General features: G+C 60.2%; 21 protein-coding genes. 9 read left to right on the top strand and 12 right to left on the bottom strand.

What is annotated here, in order from left to right; genetic code table 11:
- Positions 1 to 139: 139 nt before the first annotated feature.
- The 3 genes from BN1135_RS11425 to BN1135_RS11415 all read right to left on the bottom strand — a co-directional run bounded on the left by BN1135_RS11425 (position 140) and on the right by BN1135_RS11415 (position 2553).
- Complete coding sequence (locus BN1135_RS11425) at positions 140 to 793, bottom strand: helix-turn-helix transcriptional regulator (RefSeq protein WP_042021179.1); 654 nt, start codon at positions 791 to 793, stop codon at positions 140 to 142.
- Positions 794 to 857: 64 nt separating this feature from the next.
- Positions 858 to 2147, bottom strand: a complete 1290-nt coding sequence (locus BN1135_RS11420; RefSeq protein WP_042021176.1) for an L-cysteine desulfidase family protein — start codon at positions 2145 to 2147, stop codon at positions 858 to 860.
- A 22-nt stretch (positions 2148 to 2169) separates the two neighbouring features.
- The gene (locus BN1135_RS11415; protein ID WP_042021172.1) at positions 2170 to 2553 is read right to left on the bottom strand and encodes a Rid family detoxifying hydrolase; all 384 of its coding nucleotides are present in this window, start codon (positions 2551 to 2553) and stop codon (positions 2170 to 2172) included.
- A gap of 251 nt (positions 2554 to 2804) precedes the next feature.
- Between BN1135_RS11415 and BN1135_RS11410 the strand changes: the two genes are divergently transcribed.
- From BN1135_RS11410 to BN1135_RS11400, 3 genes are all read left to right on the top strand, one after another.
- Positions 2805 to 4100, top strand: a complete 1296-nt coding sequence (locus tag BN1135_RS11410) for an SLC5/6 family protein (RefSeq protein ID WP_083220976.1) — start codon at positions 2805 to 2807, stop codon at positions 4098 to 4100.
- A gap of 224 nt (positions 4101 to 4324) precedes the next feature.
- On the top strand, positions 4325 to 6331 hold the full coding sequence (locus tag BN1135_RS11405) for a methyl-accepting chemotaxis protein (RefSeq protein ID WP_042021171.1): 2007 nt from the start codon (positions 4325 to 4327) through the stop codon (positions 6329 to 6331).
- A 262-nt stretch (positions 6332 to 6593) separates the two neighbouring features.
- Positions 6594 to 6881, top strand: coding sequence for a hypothetical protein (locus BN1135_RS11400; protein WP_042021170.1), 288 nt, complete (start codon positions 6594 to 6596; stop codon positions 6879 to 6881).
- Between the two features lie 79 nt (positions 6882 to 6960).
- Here the strand turns inward: BN1135_RS11400 and BN1135_RS11395 are convergent, their stop codons facing one another.
- Positions 6961 to 7149, bottom strand: a complete 189-nt coding sequence (locus BN1135_RS11395) for a hypothetical protein (protein ID WP_042021168.1) — start codon at positions 7147 to 7149, stop codon at positions 6961 to 6963.
- Positions 7150 to 7413: 264 nt separating this feature from the next.
- Positions 7414 to 9315: a biosynthetic arginine decarboxylase gene (gene speA / locus BN1135_RS11390; protein WP_042021166.1), complete on the bottom strand. Its 1902-nt coding sequence runs from the start codon at positions 9313 to 9315 to the stop codon at positions 7414 to 7416.
- Between speA and BN1135_RS22140 the strand changes: the two genes are divergently transcribed.
- Both BN1135_RS22140 and pepT read left to right on the top strand, forming a co-directional pair.
- Positions 9296 to 9685 carry a hypothetical protein gene (locus BN1135_RS22140; RefSeq protein WP_157830656.1) on the top strand — a complete coding sequence of 130 codons (390 nt, stop codon included), beginning with the start codon at positions 9296 to 9298 and terminating at the stop codon, positions 9683 to 9685. The genes speA and BN1135_RS22140 overlap by 20 nt on opposite strands.
- 586 nt (positions 9686 to 10271) lie before the next feature.
- The gene (gene pepT / locus BN1135_RS11385; RefSeq protein ID WP_042021165.1) at positions 10272 to 11495 is read left to right on the top strand and encodes a peptidase T; all 1224 of its coding nucleotides are present in this window, start codon (positions 10272 to 10274) and stop codon (positions 11493 to 11495) included.
- 144 nt (positions 11496 to 11639) lie between these two features.
- Here the strand turns inward: pepT and BN1135_RS11380 are convergent, their stop codons facing one another.
- The 4 genes from BN1135_RS11380 to BN1135_RS11365 form a co-directional block, all read right to left on the bottom strand.
- The gene (locus BN1135_RS11380; protein WP_042021163.1) at positions 11640 to 11948 is read right to left on the bottom strand and encodes an Rdx family protein; all 309 of its coding nucleotides are present in this window, start codon (positions 11946 to 11948) and stop codon (positions 11640 to 11642) included.
- A 77-nt stretch (positions 11949 to 12025) separates the two neighbouring features.
- Entirely contained in the window at positions 12026 to 13150 is a 1125-nt protein-coding gene (locus tag BN1135_RS11375) for an adenosylhomocysteinase (protein WP_042021162.1), read from the bottom strand.
- Positions 13151 to 13345: 195 nt separating this feature from the next.
- On the bottom strand, positions 13346 to 14083 hold the full coding sequence (locus BN1135_RS11370; RefSeq protein ID WP_042021160.1) for a hypothetical protein: 738 nt from the start codon (positions 14081 to 14083) through the stop codon (positions 13346 to 13348).
- The gene (locus BN1135_RS11365) at positions 14083 to 14643 is read right to left on the bottom strand and encodes a YceI family protein (RefSeq protein WP_042021159.1); all 561 of its coding nucleotides are present in this window, start codon (positions 14641 to 14643) and stop codon (positions 14083 to 14085) included. The genes BN1135_RS11370 and BN1135_RS11365 overlap by 1 nt, the downstream gene beginning before the upstream one ends.
- 109 nt (positions 14644 to 14752) lie before the next feature.
- Between BN1135_RS11365 and BN1135_RS11360 the strand changes: the two genes are divergently transcribed.
- Complete coding sequence (locus BN1135_RS11360; protein ID WP_042021158.1) at positions 14753 to 15655, top strand: LysR family transcriptional regulator; 903 nt, start codon at positions 14753 to 14755, stop codon at positions 15653 to 15655.
- Between the two features lie 29 nt (positions 15656 to 15684).
- Here BN1135_RS11360 and BN1135_RS11355 read toward each other — a convergent pair whose 3' ends face one another.
- Positions 15685 to 16101 (bottom strand): hypothetical protein, encoded by a 417-nt coding sequence (locus BN1135_RS11355; protein WP_042021157.1) that lies wholly within the window; start codon positions 16099 to 16101, stop codon positions 15685 to 15687.
- 67 nt (positions 16102 to 16168) lie between these two features.
- Here BN1135_RS11355 and BN1135_RS11350 point away from each other — a divergent pair, with 67 nt between their 5' ends.
- Complete coding sequence (locus BN1135_RS11350; RefSeq protein ID WP_042021156.1) at positions 16169 to 17899, top strand: formate--tetrahydrofolate ligase; 1731 nt, start codon at positions 16169 to 16171, stop codon at positions 17897 to 17899.
- A 197-nt stretch (positions 17900 to 18096) separates the two neighbouring features.
- Here BN1135_RS11350 and BN1135_RS11345 read toward each other — a convergent pair whose 3' ends face one another.
- Positions 18097 to 19752 (bottom strand): methyl-accepting chemotaxis protein, encoded by a 1656-nt coding sequence (locus tag BN1135_RS11345; protein WP_042021155.1) that lies wholly within the window; start codon positions 19750 to 19752, stop codon positions 18097 to 18099.
- Positions 19753 to 20168: 416 nt separating this feature from the next.
- Positions 20169 to 20825 carry a GTP cyclohydrolase I FolE gene (gene folE, locus BN1135_RS11340; RefSeq protein WP_042021153.1) on the bottom strand — a complete coding sequence of 219 codons (657 nt, stop codon included), beginning with the start codon at positions 20823 to 20825 and terminating at the stop codon, positions 20169 to 20171.
- A gap of 311 nt (positions 20826 to 21136) precedes the next feature.
- Between folE and moeA the strand changes: the two genes are divergently transcribed.
- On the top strand, positions 21137 to 22363 hold the full coding sequence (gene moeA / locus BN1135_RS11335) for a molybdopterin molybdotransferase MoeA (RefSeq protein WP_042021152.1): 1227 nt from the start codon (positions 21137 to 21139) through the stop codon (positions 22361 to 22363).
- The gene (gene moeB, locus BN1135_RS11330; protein ID WP_042021151.1) at positions 22360 to 23115 is read left to right on the top strand and encodes a molybdopterin-synthase adenylyltransferase MoeB; all 756 of its coding nucleotides are present in this window, start codon (positions 22360 to 22362) and stop codon (positions 23113 to 23115) included. Before moeA ends, moeB begins: the two co-directional genes overlap by 4 nt.
- Positions 23116 to 23188: the final 73 nt, after the last annotated feature.

The raw sequence follows: 23188 nt of genomic DNA, 5'->3' as shown, positions 1-23188 counted from the left end.
TTCAGATAGATAGAAATATGAAGGGGGACGATGATAGCAGATGAGCCCGGGGGATGACGCAAACAGGTCTGTTGAAGCAGGCGTAAAAAACGGGTCACTGCTGACCCGTTTGCTGTCAATTTGGCCAGATTGAACCGGCTCAGCCCTTCTTGATCTCCCGCAGATAGCGGTAGATGGAGTGAACCGAGATGCCGAGCTGGCGCGCGGCGATCTGGGCGCTGTCTTTGAGTTCGAAGATCCCCATGTCGTGCAGCTGGTTGACGATGATCCGGGTCTTCTGGGACGGCGGCACCGCCTCGTTGCCACGCACCTCGGCACTGACGGTGTCGATGGTGCTGTTGAGCGCTTCGTCGATGTTACGGGCGAACACCTCAGGTGTGGCATGGCTCTCGTGGGGATGCATGCACTCCGGCATCATGGTCCGCAGCACGGATTGCAACGGGGCATCCATGTCGCTATTGATGCAGAGCAGCCCGATTGCCTGATGCTCACTATTGCGAATGACGGTGGTCAGGGATCGCAGCGTCTTGCCGGTGGCACACTTGGTCATGTAGGGGCTAGAAATATCCTGCCCGCTCTTGAGCTTCATCATCGCCAAATTGGTGATGGGGGCGCCGACACTGCGGCCAGTGATATGACCATTGGCAATCTTGATGATCGAGGGATTGCGCCCATCCAGACTGTGGAGCAGCACCTCGGTGTGCTGGCCATACATGGCGGCGATGCCGTCCACTATGTTCTCCATCGACTTGAGGATCTCAAAATCGCTCGGACTCAACTCTTGCAGCTTCACAATGGGACCTTCTTGCAAGGGCTACTGCACGTGGGATAAGGCCATGCAGCAGCCGACAGGGACATCAGGCGGACATGATATCAATAATGGTGGTATCTGTGGCAGACATGCCGTCCTTGACCATCTGGCCGACGTTGCGGATGGTTTGATCCACGTTGTCGGAGACGATCCCCTGCCCCGATACCGAGTGGCTGTTGAGGGCCATCAGGAAGCCGCGCACCGCCGCACCGGAGGAGGTACTCACCTTCATGGCACAGGAGGCTTTCGCCCCGTCGCACACCATGCCGGCACTGTCGCTCAACACGTTCTGGATGGCGAAGCTGGATTGCTCGAAGCTGCCGCCCGCCAGATAGACCATGGCCATGGAGGCCGCCGCGCTGGTCACGGTATTGCCACAAAAGGCCGACAGCGGCGGATAGTGGGACTTGATATAGATGGCGCCCAGATGGCTCATGATGAGCGCGCGAGCCAATTGCTCTTCGCTGGCACCGTAACGCTCGGCAATCACCATCACCGGGATGGTGGCCGCAATGCCCTGGTTGCCGCTGCCGAAGTTGCTCATGGCAGGCAGGGTAGCGCCCCCCATGCGGGCATCGGAGGCGGCGGCCGTCATCATCACGATGCGGTTCATCACATCCTCACCAATAAGGCCAGCCTGAATATTCTGCTGCATGGTACGGCCAATCTGCAGACCGTAGGGATTGTTCATCCCCTCGGCGGAGAGCTTGCCGTTGAGCACAGAGGCCTGGAGAATGAACTTGATCTGCTCGAACTCCACCTGGGTGGCGAACTCATAGATGGCGGCGATGCTGATATCGACCCCGTCACAGATGGCACCGGTGGCACCACCCTGGCTCTGATCAGCGGCGAAGGTTATTTCACCATTGCGGCGCTGCTCAACGATACGGGTATGACCACCGCACAGGGTCACGTCGGCGCTGTGCTCTTCCCCTTGCTCATCCACACCAAACACGGTCACCCGGCAGAAAATAAACTCGGGGGCGGCGGTGCGGCTCACCTGCACGTGGCCGGCATCGATCAACAGTTGGGCACGGTCCACCTGCTCGGGCCCAATGGCAGCCAGTACCTCCAGTCCGGCATCGGCGTTACCACCGATGGCACCGGCCGCGGCCGCGATGGCCAGACCGATCTTGCCGGTACCCGGCACATAGACACCCATCGAGTTCTTGTAGAGATTATCTGACACCACGACTTCGAGGCGGCGGGGTTCACACCCCAACTGCCGGGCGGCGACAGCCGCAGCATAGGCAGCGGCGATTGGCTCGGTACAACCCAGCGCAGGTTTGACAACCTGTTGAATAATTTGCAGATACTGCTGCCACGCTTGTTTCATCTCGGGAACCTTTTTTTCAGCATTAACGAGCGATATGAGCGATCGCTTCCACTTCAACCTTGACGCCCATCGGCAGATCCTTCACTGCGAAGCAGCTGCGCGCCGGACAATCGTTCTGGAAATAGGCTTTATACACCTCGTTGAACGCGGCAAAATCGCTGATCTCGGCGAGGTAGCAGGTGGTTTTGAGCACGGTATCCAGCGAGCCGCCTGCGGCTTCCAGCACGGATTTCAGGTTTTCCAACGACTGGCGAGTCTGGGCGGCAATGCCCCCTTCCACCACCCCACCTTGCTGTTTGCAGACCGGCAGTTGGCCGGAGGTAAAGATGAGATCGCCATAGGCGGTGCCGTGGCTGTAAGGGCCGATAGCGTCAGGAGCCGCTGCTGCTGTGATGATGCTTTTCATTTTACCACTCCAATGCATGCAATTTTTTTTGCAGTTATGAATCTAATTTACTTCAACATTATTTGCTTTTTATTTTATTCATTCAACAAAAAGATACAAAAATGGCGTTTAAAGGCACCTTTTGGCCTCAATATAAACCGTGATCGCCATCCTGATTTGAACAAAAGTACTCTTATGGGCATTGTTTATGACAGTTTTATTCAACTATATTTGCGCAGTTTTCCCACACCCCTACAAAAAAGAAGGTTTTAATGGACGCGCATAGCACTACACTCGCCAGCCCCGCGATGGGCACGCTGGAATGGAAAGAAGCGGTTCGCTTCGACAGCACCGACTGGGGCTGGATCATCATGAGCATCGGCATGGCCATCGGCGCGGGGATCGTCTTCTTGCCGGTACAGGTAGGTCTGATGGGGTTGTGGGTCTTTCTGCTCTCTGCGGTGATCGGCTACCCAGCCATGTATATGTTCCAGCGCCTCTTTATCAACACCCTGGCCACCTCGCCAGAGTGCAAGGATTACCCCAGCGTCATCACCGGCTACCTCGGTAAAAACTGGGGTATGCTGCTCGGTGCCCTCTACTTCGTGATGCTGGTGATCTGGGTCTTTGTCTACTCCACTGCCATCACCAATGACAGCGCCTCCTTCTTGCAAAGCTTCGGCGTCACCGACGGTCTGATCTCGGACAATCCCTTCTATGGTCTGGTGCTGATCTGCGGTCTGGTGGCGCTGGCCTCACGTGGCGAGAACCTGCTGTTCAAGATCTCCACCTTTATGGTGCTGACCAAGATCAGCGTGGTAGCGGTGCTCGGCCTGATGATGGTGGACAAGTGGGATGCGGCCAACATCACCGCCATGCCCGCTGCCGGTGACTGGATGAAGGATGCCATCATCATGCTGCCCTTCACCCTCACCTCCATCCTCTTTATCCAGAGCCTGAGCCCCATGGTGATCTCTTACCGTTCGCGGGAGAAGTCACTGGAAGTGGCCCGCTTCAAGGCGATGCGCGCCATGAACATCGCCTTCGGCATCCTGTTTGTGGTGGTGTTCTTCTATGCGGTCTCCTTCACCCTGGCCATGGGCCACGATCAGGCGGTCAAAGCCTCTGAAGAGAACATCTCCGCGCTGGCCATGGTAGCCCAGGGGATGCCCGGCCAGACCCTCAAGCTGCTCAGCCTGACCCTCAACATCTTCGCGGTGATGACCGCCTACTTCGGCGTTTACCTCGGTTTCCGTGAAGCCTGTCAGGGACTGGCGATGAACCTGCTGCGCCGCGTAATGCCGGAAAACCGCATCAACCGGGATCTGGTGGGCAAAGGCATCATGGTCTTTACCGTCATGCTCTCCTGGGGTGCCATCGTGCTCAACGCACCGGTGCTGAGCTTCACCTCCATCTGCAGCCCCATCTTCGGCATGGTGGGTTGTCTCATCCCGGCCTATCTGGTCTATCAGGTACCGGCGCTGCACAAGTACAAGGGCACCTCCCTCTACATCATCATCGTCACCGGCCTGCTGCTCTGCGTCTCGCCCTTCCTGGCGTTCAACTGATCGGTTGCAAGCGGATATCCCCTCATCGACCACGGGTCACCTTCGGGTGGCCCGTTTTTTTATTGCTATCAATAGCGGAACAGATGGCTCGTTCTGCTTTCCCCCACAGAGACAAAAAGCCAAGGGGATCACAACTTGCAATCGAGCCTCACCCAAGGGGGAACCGCTCAGAGTACTATTCAGGCAGCACCCATCACGCCCGCGCTCAGGTATCGAGGCTTAACATGAAATGGATTTTCAACCCTGCCATCCGGCTGGGCAATCAGCTCTCCTTCAAATACAAATTCCTGCTCTGGTCCTGCCTGATGCTGCTGCCGCTGGCCTACAGCATGGCCAATCTGCTGGGGCAGCTACAGGATGACAGCGAGCAGGCCAACCGGGAGCTGGCGGGGGTGGTCAATCTCGCCCCTGTTCCCGCCATCGAACAGGCCCTGCTCGCCCATCGCAATCTGGTGACCCGCCACGCCTATGAGGTGGATCCGGTCGGTGACGATCAGGTCAAGGCGGCCGCGCAAACGGTGGATCAGAGCTTGCAAGCCTTTGCCGACACTCGCCAGAACAACCCCTCCTTTGAGGTGCTCCAGCAGGGCTGGGCCGCCCTGCAGAGTGCAGCGGGCAAGCTGGAGGTGGAGCAGAGCAACCTGCGCCACGACAAGCTGCTGACCGGAGTGCGCCACCTCTACAAGCACATCACCGCCTCCAGCAGCCTTATTCAGGATCCGGCGCTCGGCACCTACTACATGGTGATCCTCACCAGCGAGCGGTTGCCACAGCTGCGCGACCTGCTGGCCCAGGTGCGGGATCGCGCCGCCACCATCGCCGACTTCGGCCTGTTTCAGGCAGAGGGCTACAGCGGCCTGCGTTTTCGTCTCGACCTTATCAACGCTACCCTGCAGGAACTGGAAGCTGACCTGACCCTGCTCTATCAGATCGAACCGGCCTACCGCGCCGAGCTGGGCCAGCAGACCGATGCCCTGATGCAACTGGTGCGTCAGGGGGTCGAGACCATGGAAAACAAGATGATGAAGGATCAGCTGGTGCAGCTCTCCACCAAGGAGGTACAGGCACTGGGGGATAACATGGATGGTGCTATCACTGCACTGGCAGGCCATGTGCGCCAACGGCTGGAGGCAGATCTGCACCAGCGGCTGGAGGCCAACCAACGCCACTTCGGGTGGGTCACCGCGCCGCTGACTGCCAGCTTGCTGCTCTACCTCTACCTGATGATCGGCGCCTATCTCTCCCTGCGCGAAACCGTGGGGCGGGTGCGTGATATTGCCGCCCGGGTCAACGCCCGGGATCTCAGCCAACATATCGAGATCGTCGGTCAGGACGAGCTGGCTGCCATCAGCCGGGATTACAACGTAACCCTGGAAACCCTGCGCACCCTGATGCTGCGGGTGCGGGAGAATGGCGTCACCGTGGTGGAGAGCGCCACCGACATCGAAGCGCGCACCTGCCGCTCGCAGGAGGTGATTGCCGATCAGCAAGGGGAGACCCATCAGGTCGCCACCGCCATCAAGGAGCTGGCAGCCACCTCCCAGGACATGGCGGGTAACGCCCTGCAAGCCGCCCGCATGACGCAGGAGGCGCAGAACGTGGTCGGTCAGGGTGAAGATGTGGTGGAGCGCACCATCAAGGCCATCGACCATATCAACCGCGAGGTGCTGCGCACCGCCGACACCATAGGTCAGCTGGAGCAGCAGTGCAGCCAGATTGGCGGCGTCATCAGCGTGATCCGCGGCATCGCCGAACAGACCAACCTGCTGGCCCTCAACGCCGCCATCGAAGCGGCCCGGGCCGGTGAACAAGGCCGTGGCTTTGCGGTGGTTGCCGACGAGGTGCGATCCCTGGCCAACCGAACCCAGGGGGCCACCGTCGAGATCCAGCAGATGATTGAGCAGTTGCAATCCGGCGCCCGTGCCTCGGTCACCGCCATGTCGGCTGCCAGCCATGAAGCGCAGGAGGGGGTCGGGCTGGCGCAGGAGGCGAAACAGGCCTTCGGCGCCATCACCGAGAAGGTGGATCGGATGGTTGATACCAACGCCATCATCGCCAGCGCCATCGAGCAGCAAGGGGCCGTGGTCAACGAGATCGAACGCAACGTGGTGCGCATCTCCGATGGCAGCGATGAGGCACTGCAAGTGGCCAACGCCGCCCGCGATGCCGCCCGCCAGATCCACCAGCTCACCGAACAGCTGCGCGCCATGGTGCAGAGCTTCGTGCTGTGACCCCGCGCTAACAAGCCGGGCTCAATATGAGCCCGGCATCATCCCAGCCTTGCGCCTGCCCACAACATCTCAGTTGCACGGATCATCCAGAAAATCCCTACGCCCCACTCGCTCGGCAGATATCGAACAAGTAGTCTCGAACGAAAACAAAATGCGGCATTTCCGACACGCACTGTCTGCGATGTCGAGGCAGGCCGCCTGCCAGCCACAGATAAAACCAGCGTCACTTCATCTATCACCCGCTTCAGGCAAGGATTTACCCATGGCCAGATACCAGTTTTTTACCGTTCCGGCATCCAATCGGCAGCAATACACCTTTATCGACATGGCATCCCCGACTTTTCTACATGAAAAGGCGGCACTGCTGACCCAAGGGTTCGAGGTGGAGGAGGACTTTATTGACGCAACCAGCCCGCGAGAGGCCGTCGAGAAGTACCAATCCAATTTTCTCTATGTGGCGGACGAGATAGGCAAGTCCGATAGTACCTACGCCGCAGCCGTCGCCATGCTGGAGATTGGCAAGGAATTATTGGGCAATAAAACACGCTGAGAATATGCATAGCAATGAGGAGATGTGGCCATCGTGGCAACGCGCCCGATGGCCATCGAGAGAGATGTAATCACACCGTTCAGCCGCCAGCCAGCTGGCGGAGCATCTCAATCAGCTCCTCTTCGCTACTCGGCTCATAGGCTAGTTGCAGCGCCGGGGCTGCGCCCCCCATCAGCATGTAGACATTGGTGCTGCAGTGGTCGTAGTGATACCACTTACCATTGATGCAGACATCGGTATAGCATCTCGGGTCCCTTTCCAGTTCCATAATCACATCCTTTTGTTACATATCCACAACATCACTTCTGACCGTAAAATAACCGGCACGGGTCAAGCTTGATGCAGATCAAGAGAAGCGGCTGACAAGCGCAGATATCTGCCGGATCTGTGGCCTGCGGTGCCCGGAGCTGCCCATTGCTATCCGAATGAAGATGGGGAAAGCCTCACTACAGCGTCGCGGGACTTCCACAACAAAAACGGCGCCCGAAGGCGCCGTTTTTCTTTCCCGCCAGGCGGGCAACAAGCCAGAGGCTTATTCGTCTTCCAGATAGGCGTAGCCTTGCAGACCCAGCTCCAGCTCGTCGAGCAGAGCTTTGCGAGTGGCCTCGTCCAGCGCCGGATGAGCGGAGATCCGCTGATAGCTCTCGCGGATCACTGACGGGTCGATGTTGACGTAACGCAGCAGCTGGTCAACGGTGTCGCCGCGCACTATGTTGCGAATGTCCATCTTGCCTTCGTCATCCAGCCACACTTCGGCGCAGTGGGTATCACCGAACAGGTTGTGCAGATCGCCGAGGATTTCCTGATAGGCACCGACCAGGAAGAAGCCGACGTGGCACACTTCGTTCTCGGCGTACTCCGGCATCGGCAGGGTGCTCTCGACCCCCAGACCGTCGACGTAGTGCTCCACCTGACCGTCAGAGTCGCAGGTGATGTCCATCAGGATGCCACGACGAGTGAGCGGACGCTCAAGCCCGGTCAGCGGCATCACCGGGAACACCTGACCGATACCCCAGGCATCTGGCAGGGACTGGAACAGGGAGAAGTTGGCAAAGCACTTGTCCGCCAGCTTCTCGGAGAGCTCGTCCGCCAGCGCACGGTGGTTGCGGTTGACCGGGTTGAGCAGCTCTTTGAGTGCCAGACAGGTGTTCTGGTGCAGCATCTCGGCCCAGGCACGTTGCTCCAGGTTGAGCAGGCCCATGGTGTACTGGGTGTTCACATCGCCCAGATCTGCCACCGAGTCGTGGAAGATCTCCAGCAGGGAGGGATCTTCGCTGCGCAGATCCAGCCAACCTTTCCACATGTTCTGCAAAATGGTGGGGGCATCTTCGTCCGGCGCGCTGATATCGCTCATCTCCACCCCTTCGGCACCAATCAGATTGGTAACCAGTACCGCGTGGTGAGCGGTCAGAGCACGGCCAGACTCGCTGATGATGGTGGGGTGCGGCAGATCGAACTCACGGCAGACATCGCCGATGCCCCACACCACGTTGTTGGCGTACTCGGAGAGGCTGTAGTTGGCGGAGCAGTGGCTCTGGGAGCGAGTGCCCTCATAGTCCACACCCAAACCACCGCCGACGTCGACCACGTCGATGGGCACACCCAGACGACGCAATTCGGAATAGAAGCGGCCGCACTCGCGGATACCGCCCTGAATGTCGCGGATGTTGGCGATCTGGGAGCCCAGATGGAAGTGCAGCAGTTGCAGGCAATCCAGCTTGTCCAGGCTGCGCAGACGCTCGACCAGCGCCAGGATCTGGGAGGCTGAGAGGCCGAATTTGGACATGGAGCCGCCGCTCGATTCCCACATGCCGGAGCCGGTGGAGGCAAGCTTGGCGCGCACCCCGATATTGGGCTTGATGTTGAGGCGAGCTGACTCGTCCAGCACCATTTCCAGCTCGGAGGGCTTCTCTACCACGATGTAGACCTTGTGGCCCATCAGGTTACCGAGCAGGGCATGGCGAATATATTCGCGGTCTTTGTAACCGTTACAGACGATCACCGATCCTTGATCATGGTGATGGGACAGCACGGCCAGCAGTTCCGGTTTGGACCCAGCTTCCAGGCCAAGCCGGGGCTTGTCGCTGTAGGACTGGCTGATGGTCTCGATGACGCGACGCTGCTGGTTTACCTTGATCGGGTAAACGCAGAGGTACTCCCCTTGATAGCCTGACTTCTCGATGGCCTGACCAAAGGCGTTGAACAGTGCATCGACCCGGCTCTTGAGGATGTCGGGGAAACGCAGCAACACGGGGGTAGTCAGCCCGGATTGACGCAGCTGTTCGATGGCATCAGAGATGACAATATGTGCATCAGGGCGTGACTTGTCGGGAGCAACGGTCACCTGACCGGCGTCATTGATATTGAAAAAACCCGCACCCCAGTAGGGAACGTTGTAGACCTTCAAGGAGTCCTTGCTGGACCAGTTAGTCATGGGCTATGCCTCGCAAATGAGCGACCAGAAGTCGCCTTCGTTACCCTCTATCACATCCAGACCCTCTTTCTTTACATCGTGGCAAGCCACGCTGTCTGGTGGATTTTGGGAAGTAACGAGTCTTGATGTGGGGCTGGTGGCTTTACATCAAGCTCAACGGTATGCGGTGCCACCAGAAACGGGGCGCCGCGGTACTTTGATGACAGACGACATCAGCCACGCCGTCAGTTCATCATTCGGCAGCCATCACGACAGAAGGAGAGGGTTTCAAGGAAGAGAAGCGAAGACGCCAGCACGCATGCGTGTTGATAGACGACAACAACCACAGCCCAGCTCACATCAAGTGACCACCCATGACAAGGGAAGATGATGAGCCATTGGCCCACTCGGTCAAATGAACGATGAGAGTCTGTTGCTCTCCCTGATACCGGAGCCTAACCGGTATTAAAGAAACCATGCCCAGCAGTGTCTGTCGTTTCTGCGTGCCTCGCCCTATAGGCGTATGATCGGTCGGTTATCTGGCGGCGCTGCCTGCTTCAGAGTTGCCCTTGGATCGGCGCGGAGTGTACACACTTACCGCAGGCAGTGACAATAAAAAAGAGTGCGCAAAATCCCCTTTTAACCAAGGGATGAAATCTTGCTGGCGGGCAGGCGGGCTCTGGGATGGCACTGGTTATGCGATGCGGCTATTTCCCCTTGAAAAGTGTGTTAAAACGACACGGCAAGGCTGACGCCTTGCTGTGCGCTGGCTGGGGGGAATTTCACCCCCACCACAAGCGCCTAAATATCGCGATAACGCCACATTTTATGCGCACCCACACGCCACAGATACCCGACGGCCATTCGGCGAACTGCCGCGCTGTGCGTCAAAAAATGGGAAAAACCTGCGCTGACGCAATGAGTGGCCGACACGGATTGGCCACAATGACCGCTCATCACCGGTTAGAGGCTGACTAATGGATACCCTGCTTGAGCGTTTTCTGCGTTACGTGACTTTTCATACCCGCTCCGATGAGACCAATCCTGCCTGCCCCAGCAGCGAAGGCCAGCTGATCTTTGCCCGTGCCCTGCAGGAGGAGATGACAGCGCTGGGGCTGACCCAAGTCACCCTGGATGAGCACGGCTACCTCACCGGCTGCCTGCCCGGCAACCAGCCAGATGCCCCCGCCATCGGCCTGATTGCCCACATGGATACCGCCGATTACGAGGCGGAGCACGTGGTGCCCCAGCTCATTGAAAATTATCAGGGCGGCGACATCTGCCTTGGCAAGGGTGACGAGGTGCTCGCCATCCGTGACTACCGCTTCCTGAAAAACTATCTGGGTCAGGATCTCATCACCACCGATGGCACCACCCTGCTGGGCGCCGACGACAAAGCGGGCATCGCCGAGATCCTTACCGCCATTGACCATCTGCAGGCTCACCCCGAGATCCCGCGCGGCGATATCTGGGTCGGCTTCACTCCGGATGAAGAGATCGGCCGCGGCGCCAACCTGTTCCCGCTGGACAGATTCCCGGCCAAGTGGGCCTATACCGTCGATGGCGGCGAACTGGGGGAGCTGGAGTATGAGAACTTCAACGCCGCCAGCGCCAACCTGCGTTTTGTCGGCAACAACGTCCACCCCGGCACCGCCAAGGGCAGCATGCTCAACAGCCAGACCCTAGCTGCCCGCTTCCACACCGCCATGCCCGCCGCGCAAACCCCGGAGTGTACCGAAGGGTATGAAGGCTTCTTCCATCTGGCCCAGATGAGCGGCACCGTGGAGGAGAGCACCCTGCACTACATCATCCGTGACTTCGACGACCAGCATTTCGCCGCGCGCAAGGCCGAGATACAGAGCCGGGTCGCCGCCATGCAGGCAGAGTATCCCAAGGCCCGCATCGAGCTGACTCTGACCGACAGCTATCGCAACATGCGCAGCCAGATCGAGCCGCACATACATATCGTCGAGCTGGCCCGCGCCGCCATGGAGGCCGCCGACGTGGTGCCGAAGATCAAGCCCATTCGCGGCGGTACCGACGGTGCCCGCCTCTCCTTTATGGGACTGCCCTGCCCCAACCTCTTCACCGGTGGCCACAACTTCCACGGCAAGCACGAGTTTATCCCGCTGCAATCCATGGAAAAATCGGTCGCCACCTTGGTAGAGCTGGTGCGCCTGACCGCTGCTTGGCGCGCATAGCGCCTTGGCTACAGAATGGCGGATCCGGGCAAACCGCCCGAATAGACCATCCCCGCAGGTGGGAAACTAAACAAGGAGAGGGAGGCCATGGCCTCCCTCTCCTTTTCTGTTTTTGTTTTTGTTTTGCTGACGACGCGTCAGGTGCTACTCGGCCGCCTTGCGATCCGAGTGGCCGAGATCCCGCTCTGGGGCGATGACATCACGCACCCGCTGCTTGATCTCCTTGGCTTCGGGGAAGCCATCATCCACCACCCGATCCCACACCTGCACCCCGTTGACCAGAATGCGAAACTCCCCCTTGCTGGCCGGCACCAGCGCCACCTCTCCCAGATCGCTGTCGAAGGTGGAGAGCAGCTCCTGCGCCAGCCAGGCGGCGCGCAACATCCAGCGACAGAGGGTGCAGTAGCGGATTTCGATGCGGGGTTTGCTGATCAGGGGTTCGGATTCGGTCATGAGGGACTCCATAAAAAATCGGCCAATGGCAGGAAGTGGCGTACCGCCGCCCAATGGCCGATCCCGGTTTGGTCAAATCAGTGCTGGTCAACACCATGAAAATCGGCCAGCCAATGGCGGGCAATGGTACGCATCGCCGATTCTGGCAGCTCGAACAGGCCGGGTGCAAGGGGGCCTGCCGCCAGCATCCGGATCCCCTCCATGATCTCCGCCAGCACCAGATAGACATATTCACCAATCACGGCGCCATGGACGAAGTTGACCGCCTCGCCCCGGTTGAGCAGGTAGATCTGGGTGCCATCCGGCCGGTTGAGGGCCAGCACGTGGGGGCACACCTCTTCGCTCAGCCACGGCAGCTGGGCCAGCGAGAAGGCAAACTCGTCGTCGGCCGAGGTGACCGAGGCCACCATGGTGCCGGGGCGCAGCGCCTGCAGATCCGCCAAGTCCAGCGAGCCGTTGCCGGTGGAGCAGATCACCAGCTCGGCACGGCCGAGGGCCTCGGCCTTGGTGATCAAGCGAAAACCGTGGGAGAGCGCTTCGACCTGGCGCAGCACATCGGTCTCCACCAGCCCGAGATGGAGGTTGCGACCACGCAGGTCGCGGGCGATGCTGCGCCCCACCTTGCCATAGCCAAACAGCACGGCTTCGCAGACGTTGAAGGTGCGGTTGAGGGTGCGCGCCAGCGACTCGGCGGAGTAGACCACGCTCAGACCAATCTGAATATCCTCGGCCTGCTTGAGGGGGCTGCGCGCCACCGACACCACCGGGGTCGCCAGCACCTCCTGCTCATAGCGCTGATGGCCGTTCTCGGTCATCTCCACCACCCCGAGGAAACGGGGGCCGAAGTACTCACTCAAGATCATCTGGGTTCTGGCGAAGTAACCGCCGATATCGAGGATCAGCAACCGCTCGTGGGGGGCCACCAGCGGGGCAATCTGCTGGATGATGCTGTCGGGATCATTGGTCCAGTGCCGGTTGAGGGGCAGCACCGGATAGTGCTGGGATACCCACTCGAGGGTCGGGCCGTGTACCGATTTCGGTTTGGGCAAAATGGCGCCGATCCGTCCCATCTGACCGAGGGCGTCGATAAAACGGGGGCGATCGGGCAGCAGGTGGGTGACCAGCAGAATGCAGAGCCCGTCGATGCGTCCCTGTCCGGTGAAATGGCGAAAAAACAGATGCTCAGATCCTTGACTGCGCAACTGTGGCCTCCTTATGTGCCGCAAAGAGTGTGCTGCAAGCAAACACACAGAACCCGGCATAACCGGGTTCTGTGTGTGTCCAAATAAATTGAAAATCCTTTTTATCTGAAACACATAGGGGGCTCAATCATTATCTGCCAAGAGTATGAGCGGGTATGCAAAAATGACTGTAATTGCCTGTTTTTCATGCAAAAATCAGTACAAAGAAGCAGCAGGCCACACCCACCACAGGCTGAGTCCGGTTCCCGCCGCGGCGAGCAGGATCAGTGCGCCCCAGCGCAGCGGCAATCGCTTGTCACGCAAAGCCCACTCCAGCAGCGGCAGCAGCCAGACCGGCAGCAACACCACCAGCGGCACCTCCACATATTGCCAGGCGAGCATCTGGACAAAGGCGAGCGCCAACGCCAGACCGGCGGGTGCCACCTTGATGGCTGCAAAGGTGGCAAGCAGCGCGCGAAAACCGGCGAAAGCCGCCAGCGCACCGGCCAGCTGGGCTATCAGCAGGCTGCCATCGATGCCGATCACCAGCGCCAGCCAGATAAAGCCGAGGGCAAAGCCGAGCCCCTCGCGGCTATCACCACGCAGACCGCTCCATCCAAACCAGAGGATGGCGGGCAGCAGCGCCAGCCAGATCATCGGCTCGCTGGCCAGTACCGAGGCCAATCCCTGCCACCACACCAGCGCACTGATAACGGCAAAGAGCAGCAGCGAGCCACGCAGAACGCTCACCTGATCCGCGATGGCAGGCACCAGCAAGGTCAGCGGCAGCCACTGCCACGCCTTGGCCGGGATGCCATAAAGGCCGCCGAGCAAGGATCCCACCAGCCAGAGCGCCAGCGCCCCCCACAGATACCCCAGTCGCGGCCAGCGCCACGATAGCAAAGCGGCTCCCAGAGGAGCCGCCAGGGTTTGCAGCAGAAGTTCCGCGCCCATTACTTGCGCACGCCTTCGACAAACAGGTTGATGTTCATCTCGTCCGGGATGCCGGGCAGCATGTAGCTCACGCCAAAGTCGCTGCGCTTGATGGTGGTGGACGCATTGAAGCCGCTGCGGTAGCCGCCCCAGGGATCCTTGCCCTCGCCGATCTTGACCAGATCAAAGGCTACCTCTTTGGCGACGCCGTGCAGGGTCAGGGTCCCTTTCAGCACGCCTTTATCCTTGGTGCCCTCGTAAGCGGAGCTGACGAAGGTCATCTTGGGGTACTGCTTCACGTCGAGGAAGTCAGGGCTGCGCAGGTGCTTGTCGCGGGCCTCGTGGTTGGAGTCGACGCTGGCGGCATCCACTTCAAAGCTCGCCTTGGCCGCCGCCGGGTTGGCGTCATCCATGCTGAAGGTGCCGCTGAAGGTGTTGAAGCGACCCACCAGCTCGGAGAAGCCCAGGTGACCCACCTTGAACTGCACCGTGGTGTGCGCCGCATCCACATCATAATCCGCCGCCATCAGAGGGGTCGCCATAAACAGGCAGGAGGCCAGCAGAGCCTTGGTCATTTTCATCCGTTCGTTCCTTCATCTTGGGGTTCACATCAGTGGCCAAAATGCTAACCTCGTTCTGAAGATGAATAATCAGTGATTTATTAAATTCATTATTTACTGAGGATGGAAAATGGACCAGATCGCCGCCATGCGCACCTTTATCAAGGTGGTGGAGTGCCAGAGCTTTACCAAGGCCGCCAACCAGCTCGGCATCTCGGTCGCCATGGCCTCCAAACTGATGCAGCAGCTGGAGGAGTCCCTCGCCACCCGGCTGCTGTCGCGTACCACCCGTCAGGTCAATCCCACCGAGGCGGGCCAGTTCTACTACCAGCGCTCCCTCGCCCTGCTGGCGGAGCTGGAAGAGACCCACAGCCAGCTGACCCACCACAACCAGCAACCCCACGGCACCCTCAAGCTCTCGGTGCCGATGGATTTTGGCTACCTTCATCTCTCCCCCGCCCTACCGCTGTTTCGCCAGCGCTTTCCCGATCTCAAACTCGATATCGAGTACAGCGACCGGCGAGTGGCACTGGTGGAAGAGGGGTTCGATCTGGCGCTGCGCATCGGCCACCTCAGTGACTCCTCGCTGGTGGCACGCCAGCTGGCCACCATCAAGCTGGCGCTCTGCGCCAGCACCGCCTATCTGGCACGCAAGGGCAGACCGGAAAAACCCGAGGATCTCAAGCAGCACGACTGTCTGGTCTATACCCTGACCCAGCCGGAGTGGCACTTCAAACAGGGGGGCGAAGCCCAGAGCATCCGACCGCAGGGGCCGCTGCGGGCCAACAACGGGGTGGCGCTGACCCGTGCCGCTTGTGATGATCAGGGCATCATATTGCAGCCCACTTTTATCGTGGGGGAAGCCCTGCGGGCAGGGCAGCTGGTGAGCTTGCTACCGGAGTGGGAGAAGGGCGAGGTGGGGCTCTATGCGATCTATCCGCACCGCCGCTTCGTTTCGGCCAAGGTGCGTTGCTTTATCGAGTTCGTGCAGGAGCGCTACCTCGCCCCGCAAAAGTGGGATGCGCCCGCCTGATGGCCAGCGCGGACTGTTCGGCTTAAACCCTAACTTTTGCCGGGAGCAGTGGCGGAGATCAGCTTCGCCAGCAACTGCTGTTGTTCGAGTATCAACTGCCAGCGTGGCAGACGGGTGCGGATCACCGACAACTGCGATTCACTGAGGACATAGGGGAGCGCCACCTCCAGCTCGCTGCAGTCAAACATGGCGGCCAGCTGCAGGATCAGGATGAGGTTCGCCTCATCGGTTCTGTGCTTGTTGACCCGTTTACGGATCTCATGGCGCAGCTGGCTTTCTGGATCCTGAGTCATCGCCTGCCAACCGAAACCGAACAGCGGTACCAGCGCACTGACGATCCCCAGCGCTGTCATCGGCTGCTTGGGGGGATGATAGAGTGCGTTGAGATCCAGCCGAACAGGATTCTGACGAACCTCGCCCTCACCAAATAAAATCGTTTTCGTCATTGGATTACCCGTTATATTCCACTAGACTGCGCCGCATATTTTACCCCGATATGCCAACGAGGTGCTGATGCTAAGCGATATCGAGATCTCCCGCCAGTCCCCCCGTCTCTCCATTCACGCGCTGGCCGAACGCCTCGCCATCCCCCAGCACCTGCTCAGCCCTCACGGTCACTACAAAGGCAAACTCAGCCTGGCACTGCTCAAGGCCCAGCCCCAGAAAGCGGGCAAGCTGGTGCTGGTAAGCGCCATCACCCCCACCCCGCTCGGTGAAGGGAAGACGGTGACCACCCTCGGCCTCTCCATGGGGCTCAACCATATCGGCCAGCCCAGCATCGCCACTATCCGCCAGCCAAGCCTCGGGCCGGTATTCGGGGTCAAGGGGGGCGCAGCCGGTGGCGGCCACGCCCAGGTGGTGCCGATGGAGGAGATGAACCTCCACCTCACCGGCGATTTCCACGCCCTGACGGCGGCCCACAATCTGGCGGCGGCAGCCCTCGATGCCCGCCTGTTCCACGAGCAAAAACTCGGCGATGAGTTCACCGCCAGAACCGGTTTGCAACGGCTCGAGATCGACCCGGCCAATATCCTCTGGCCGCGCACCCTCGACATGAATGACCGCGCCCTGCGCCACCTCACCATAGGTCAGGGCGGCGCTGCCGATGGTGTGGAGCGCAGCGATCGCTTCGTCATCACCGCCGCCTCCGAGCTAATGGCCATTCTGGCGCTGGCAAGCGATCTCAAGGATCTGCGCGATCGCATCGGCCGCATCCAGCTGGCTCGCGACATCCACGGCAAGCCCGTCTCCGCCGAACAGTTGGAAGTAGCAGGCGCCATGACGGTGCTGCTCAAAGATGCGCTGCAACCGACCCTGATGCAGACCACCGAGCAGACGCCGGTGCTGGTACACGCAGGCCCCTTTGCCAATATCGCCCACGGCAACTCCTCGGTGATCGCCGATCGCATCGCCCTCGGTCTGACCGACTATGTGGTGACCGAGGCGGGTTTTGGCTCCGACATGGGGCTGGAGAAGTTCTTTAACATCAAGAGCCGCCAATCCGGCATTACCCCCGCCTGCGTGGTACTGGTGGCCACGGTGCGCGGCCTCAAGGCCAACAGTGGCCTGCTCGACATCCGCCCGGGCCAGCCGCTGCCAGCGAGCCTGCAGGGGGAGGATCTGCCGACCCTCAAGCAGGGCTGTGCCAACCTCGCCTGGCATATCCGGAACGCCCGCCGTTACGGGGTGCCGGTGGTGGTCGCCATCAACCGCTTCCCCACCGACAGCGAGGCCGAGCTGGCGCTGCTGGCCCATGAGGCGCAGCAAGCCGGTGCCTGTGGTGCGGCTATCTCCAACGCCTTCACCCAAGGTGGCGCAGGCACCAGCGAGCTGGCCCGCGCCGTGGTCGCCGCCTGCGAGCAACCTAGTAAGGTGAAACTGCTCTACCCCGACGAGATGAGCCTCGCCGCCAAGCTGGCGACCCTGGTGGAGTGCGGCTACGGTGGCCGCGGAGTGCAGCTATCCGACAAAGCCCGCCAGCAGCTGGCGCAACTTTCCGCCGAGGGGTGGGATCACTTGCCCATCTGCGTCGCCAAGACGCCGCTCTCCATCAGCCATGACCCCGCTCTCAAGGGGGTGCCGACCGATTTCGAAGTGCCCATCGACGAGGTGAAGCTCTGCGCCGGTGCTGGCTTCGTCTATGCGCTGGCGGGCCCCATCATGACCATGCCGGGGCTGGGCAGCCTGCCTGCCTATCGTCATATCGATATTGATGAGAACGGGGAAATAATCGGCCTGAGCTGAAGAGCCTGTTGGCAGCCTGCCCTTCCTGACCGTCATATCGATGAGTACGGCGAGATCATTGGACTGAGCTAAAGGTCGGGTGAGGGGTCTGACTTCGGCCGGTGACGCCTCACTAATTGACCCGCGATCAACAAGCCTGCCAGAAACAACAAGGCCCCGCCAATTGGCGGGGCCTTCTGTTATCCAAGCGTCACGGTTTAGAGGGTGAAGCGCTGGGTCATATGGTGCAGGGTGTTGGCCAGCTTGCTCAGTTCACCACAGGCCTGGGCGATCTGATGGGCACCTTGGGCATTCTCGTCTGCGGCATTGTGAATGTTGACGATGCTGCGGTTGAGCTCTTCGGTCACAGCGTTCTGCTCTTCGGTGGCGGTGGCGATCAGGGTATTCATATCGGTGATACGCACTACGGCACCGTTGATGGTGTCGATACTGGTGCCGGCATCCCGCGCCAGACCGACGCTCTCCTGCATCTGGTGACGGCTCAGCTGCATGGCGTTGCCCGCCTCGGCGGCGCGGCTCTGCAACAGCTCGATCATCTTGCTGATCTCGGCGGTAGAGTCCTGGGTACGCTGGGCCAAGGATCGCACTTCATCGGCAACGACCGCAAAGCCACGGCCCTGCTCCCCGGCACGGGCTGCTTCGATGGCAGCGTTGAGGGCCAGCAGGTTGGTCTGACCGGCGATATCGCGGATCACATCCAGCACCACGCTGATGTTGGCGCTGTCGGCCTCCAGCTGCTGCACCACGGTGCCCGCCTGTTCAATCTTGACCGACACCTCTTCGATGCTGGCGATGGAGCTGCGTACCACTTCGCTGCCAGCTGCGGAGGTGCGGGAGGCATCCTTGGCGGCGCTCATGGCATCTGTGGTGTTGCGGGCCACTTCGTTAACGGTGGACTGCATCTCGTTCATGGCGGTCGCCACCTGGGAGACTTCATTCTGCTGAATGGCCATGCCGCTGGCAGACTGGCTGGAGATGGCGCTCACCTCCTCCACCGCGCTGCTGAGCTGGCTCACGGAACCGGCGATCTCGCTCACCAGATCGGAGAGGGAGCCCTGCATCCGGTTGATGGCGGCACCCAGTTGACCCAGTTCGTCGCGGTTGAAGCGGCTGTCACGGATCCACTGCTGCAGTTCGCCCTGACCCAGCTCGCCATTGGCAATACGCTGGGCCTGACGGGCCAGCATGATCAGCGGATCGCGGATCTGGCGGGTCAGTACCATGGAGAGCACCACCACCAGTACCAGACCGAGCACCAGCGCGATGGTGACGCTCAGCTTGGCGGAATCATAGGAGGCAACCACGACCTTGCGCGACTCGGTCGCATAACCGTGGTTAATGCGGATCAGCTCCGCCACCGACTTGTGCAGATTGTTGTAGAGGGGGATCCCCTGATCCATGAAGACGGTCTGGGCCTCGCTCATCAGGCCGCTATCTTGCAACTGCTTAACCTGCTGGTGCAGGGCCAGGTAGCTTGCCCAGTCACCCTTGACGATATCGAAGGTGCGACGCTCTTCCACGTCCTGCGCCCAGATGGTCTTGTCGTGGTCAATCATCTGCTGTTTGAGGCGCTCCACCAACTGAGCGGCCGTGGTGCGGTACTCGGCACGCTTCTGGGGATCAGAGGCCACCAGGAACAGGGCCAGCTCATAACGACGCAGCTCACTGATGCTGTCACCGATGTCATTGGTGCGGTTGACTGCGGGCAGGATGCTGTCGGTAAAACCGATAGCCGCCCGGTTCATGTTGCTGAACTCCAGCAACGAGAAGCCGCCGATAAAGGCGACCATCAAACCGAGCACGGCAAAGCCGGCGGTGAGTTTTTTGCCTATGGTCATGGAACTGGTATTCATGGCGTATCCTGGTGGTCGTTAAATTCGTTGCACTCGTCCGGTTCACGCCCTCCTGGCATGAACTATCTGGCCACTTGTTCAGTGGCGCACCATCCAACCTTGATGAATATCTCTGAATTCCATGAGCGGCAGCGAGAGCCGTGAGGGGGCGCTAGAGTAACCAGATCGGGGTGGTTAGGAAAGAGTCTGTTTGGTTACTTTTTGTAAGGTGAGAGAGGTCAACTGCTCACCATTGATTAAATATACCGCTCAGATGAATAAATCGAAAAACAGCATAACGTTTACCTGATGCAGTCCCCGCGGGCCAAGCCGATGCGGGGCAAGGTTCTCATCCGCTACCAATGAAAAACGCCAGCAAGGGTTGCTGGCGTCTCGTTTATTCAGATGGGTGGTTACAAAATAACCGTTATTTTATCTTATCCGCGCAGACCGCCCAGAAATTCGGCCCGGGTATCAGGCTGGGTCTTGAATACCCCACCCAGCGAGGTGGTGGTGGTATGGGAGGTGGAATCCATCACCCCGCGCGCCTTGACGCAGTAGTGGGTCGCCCTGATGCTGATGGCCACGTCTTTGGTGCCGAGCAAAGTCTGCAGCGCCAGCAAGATCTGCTGGGTCAACCGCTCCTGCACTTGGGGGCGGCGGGCAAAGAACTGCACGATCCGGTTGATCTTCGACAGGCCAATCACCTTGCCGCGAGGGATATAGGCCACATGGGCCAGCCCGTCGATGGTGACGAAGTGGTGTTCGCAGGTACTGGTGAGGCTGATGTCCCGCACCATGATCATCTCATCCACCTGCATCTTGTTCTCGATCACCGTCACCTTGGGGAAGGTGGAATAATCGAGGCCAGAGAAGATCTCATTGACGTACATCTTGGCGATGCGGTGCGGCGTCTCGGCCAGACTGTCATCGGCCAGATCGAGCCCCAGCGTCTCCATGATGGAGCGCATATGGCCTTCGATCTTCTCCCGTTTCTGCTGGCTGTTCAGCTCGTTGGCAACCAGGGGAGTTTCCAGTCCCTGGGCTTCGAGGGCAGCCCTGACCAGCAAGGCTTCCTGACTAAGTATTGTCATTCTCTTCTCTCCCACGCTCAGGGACTATGTGAGGGCCGCTCGTCGAGCGACCCCTTATGTTATGACGATGCACAGGGCCGACGGCATCGTTGTAATGGTAGCCACATGAGATGTGACGGCCATCTGTTATGGCGGCATAGTAAACGGCCATTGCCGCCAAGATTCAAGTCAACTTGTGCGTCACCTCATACTTTATGGCCATCTCACCCCGTTTCAGCGCTGATTACCTCGAGATTCCCTTGAGATAACCTGCCCATCCCCGGGGAATTTTGTGATAATCCCGCCTTCAATCATAGAAAGAGGTCATGACGATGGGATTTGATACCAGCGGACTACTCCCCTTAAGCGATGCCCTGCAAGGGATGCTGGAGCAACTCGCCTGCTGCTGCGACAGCGAGCAGCTGCCCCTGCCAGAGGCTTTTGGCCGGGTACTTGCCAGCGATATCGCCTCCCCCCTCGCCGTGCCCCCCTTCGACAACTCAGCCATGGACGGTTACGCCGTGCGCCTAGCAGATCTCGCCACCGGCACCCCGCTCATCATGGCGGGCAAGGCCTTTGCCGGTCAGCCCTACCAGGGTGAGTGGCCCGCTGGCCACTGCGTGCGGATCATGACCGGCGCCCCGCTCCCCGCAGGGACGGATGCGGTGGTGATGCAGGAAGAAACGCAGGCCGACGGCGATCGGATCACTTTTTTGTGTGAACCGACTGCGGGGCAGAACATTCGGCTGGCGGGTAGCGACATCGGCAAGGGAGCCTGCGTGCTGCAAGCCGGTACTCGCCTCACCCCGCGCGAAATGCCGCTGCTGGCCTCCCTTGGCGTGGCCACCGTAGCAGTGCACCGCCCGCTGAAGGTGGCCATCTTCAGCACCGGTGACGAGCTCAAACCGGTTGGCACCCCGCTTGCCCACGGCGATATCTATGACTCCAATCGCTATGGCGTGCGGGCCATGCTGGCACGCATGGGCTGCGACTGCCTCGACCTTGGCATCATCCCCGACGACCCGGCCCAGCTACGCGCCGCCTTTATCCGCGCCGATGAAGAGGCCAATGTACTCATCACCACCGGAGGCGTCTCGGTGGGGGAAGCGGACTTCACCAAACAACTGCTGGACGAGCTCGGCGAGATTGGCTTCTGGAAGCTCGCCATCAAGCCGGGCAAGCCGTTTGCCTTTGGCCGTCTGCCCCGCGCCTGGTTCTTCGGCCTGCCGGGCAACCCCGTCTCCGCCATGGTCACCTTCGATCAGCTGGTGCAACCGGCGCTGGCCAAGCTGGCGGGCCAGCACTTCGAGCGCCCGCTCCAGCTGCAAGCCATTGTGGCCGAGCCACTCAAAAAGAGCCCGGGCCGACTCGACTTTCAGCGCGGCATCATGAGTCAGGGACCGAACGGCCTCGAGGTGCGCAGCACCGGCTCGCAGGACTCCGCCGTGTTCAGCTCCCTGTCGCGAGCCAACTGCTACATCGTTCTTGAACGGGAACGGGGCCGCGTCGCCGTGGGCGAGACGGTCACCGTCGAACCATTCGGGGGATTGCTGCTGTGAGCGAGATCCTGAGCGATGCCGAACTGCTGCGCTACAACCGCCAGATCATCCTCAAATCCTTCGACTTCGAGGGACAGGAGGCGATCAAGCAGGCCAGGGTGCTGGTGATCGGTGCCGGTGGCCTTGGCTGCGCCGCCAGCCAATATCTGGCGGTGGCCGGGGTCGGCCAGCTCACCCTAGTCGATTTCGACAAGGTGGAGCTCTCCAACCTGCAGCGTCAGGTGCTGCACAGCGATGAGCGCATTGGCCACCACAAGGTGGACTCTGCCGCCCAGTCCCTGCGCGCCCTCAACCCCTGGCTTAACGTGGAGACCCACGCCATCGTGGCCGATGAGGCACTGCTCGATACCCTGCTGCCCCGGCACCAGCTGGTATTGGATTGCACCGATAATCTGGCTATTCGCAACCTGTTGAATCAGAAGGCACGCCAGCACAGGGTGCCGCTGGTCAGCGGCGCCGCCATCCGGTTGGAGGGTCAGCTCTGCAGCTTCACCTGGCAAGAAGATGAACCCTGCTACGCCTGCCTCAGCGCCCTGTTTGGCGAACAGGCCCTCACCTGTGTCGAGGCGGGGGTACTCGCCCCCGTGGTGGGGCTGGTGGGCAGCCTGCAAGCGCTTGAAGCCATCAAGCTGCTGGCGGGCATGGGCAAAAGCTACAGCGGCCGCCTGCTGATGATCGACGGTCTCGGTGGCACCTTCCGCGAGATGAAGCTGCCCAAGCGCCCCGATTGCCCGGTCTGCTCCCATCCTTGACGCTCGCGGGATCAAAAAAGCCGAACCCTGTGGTTCGGCTTTTTGTTATCTGCGTGTCCCGTCCTGAATATGG

This window comes from Aeromonas sobria, assembly GCF_000820145.1.
Lineage (GTDB): Bacteria > Pseudomonadota > Gammaproteobacteria > Enterobacterales > Aeromonadaceae > Aeromonas > Aeromonas sobria.
Note: the sequence above shows the minus strand (reverse complement) of the source record. Positions and strands in the feature narration are given on the sequence as shown.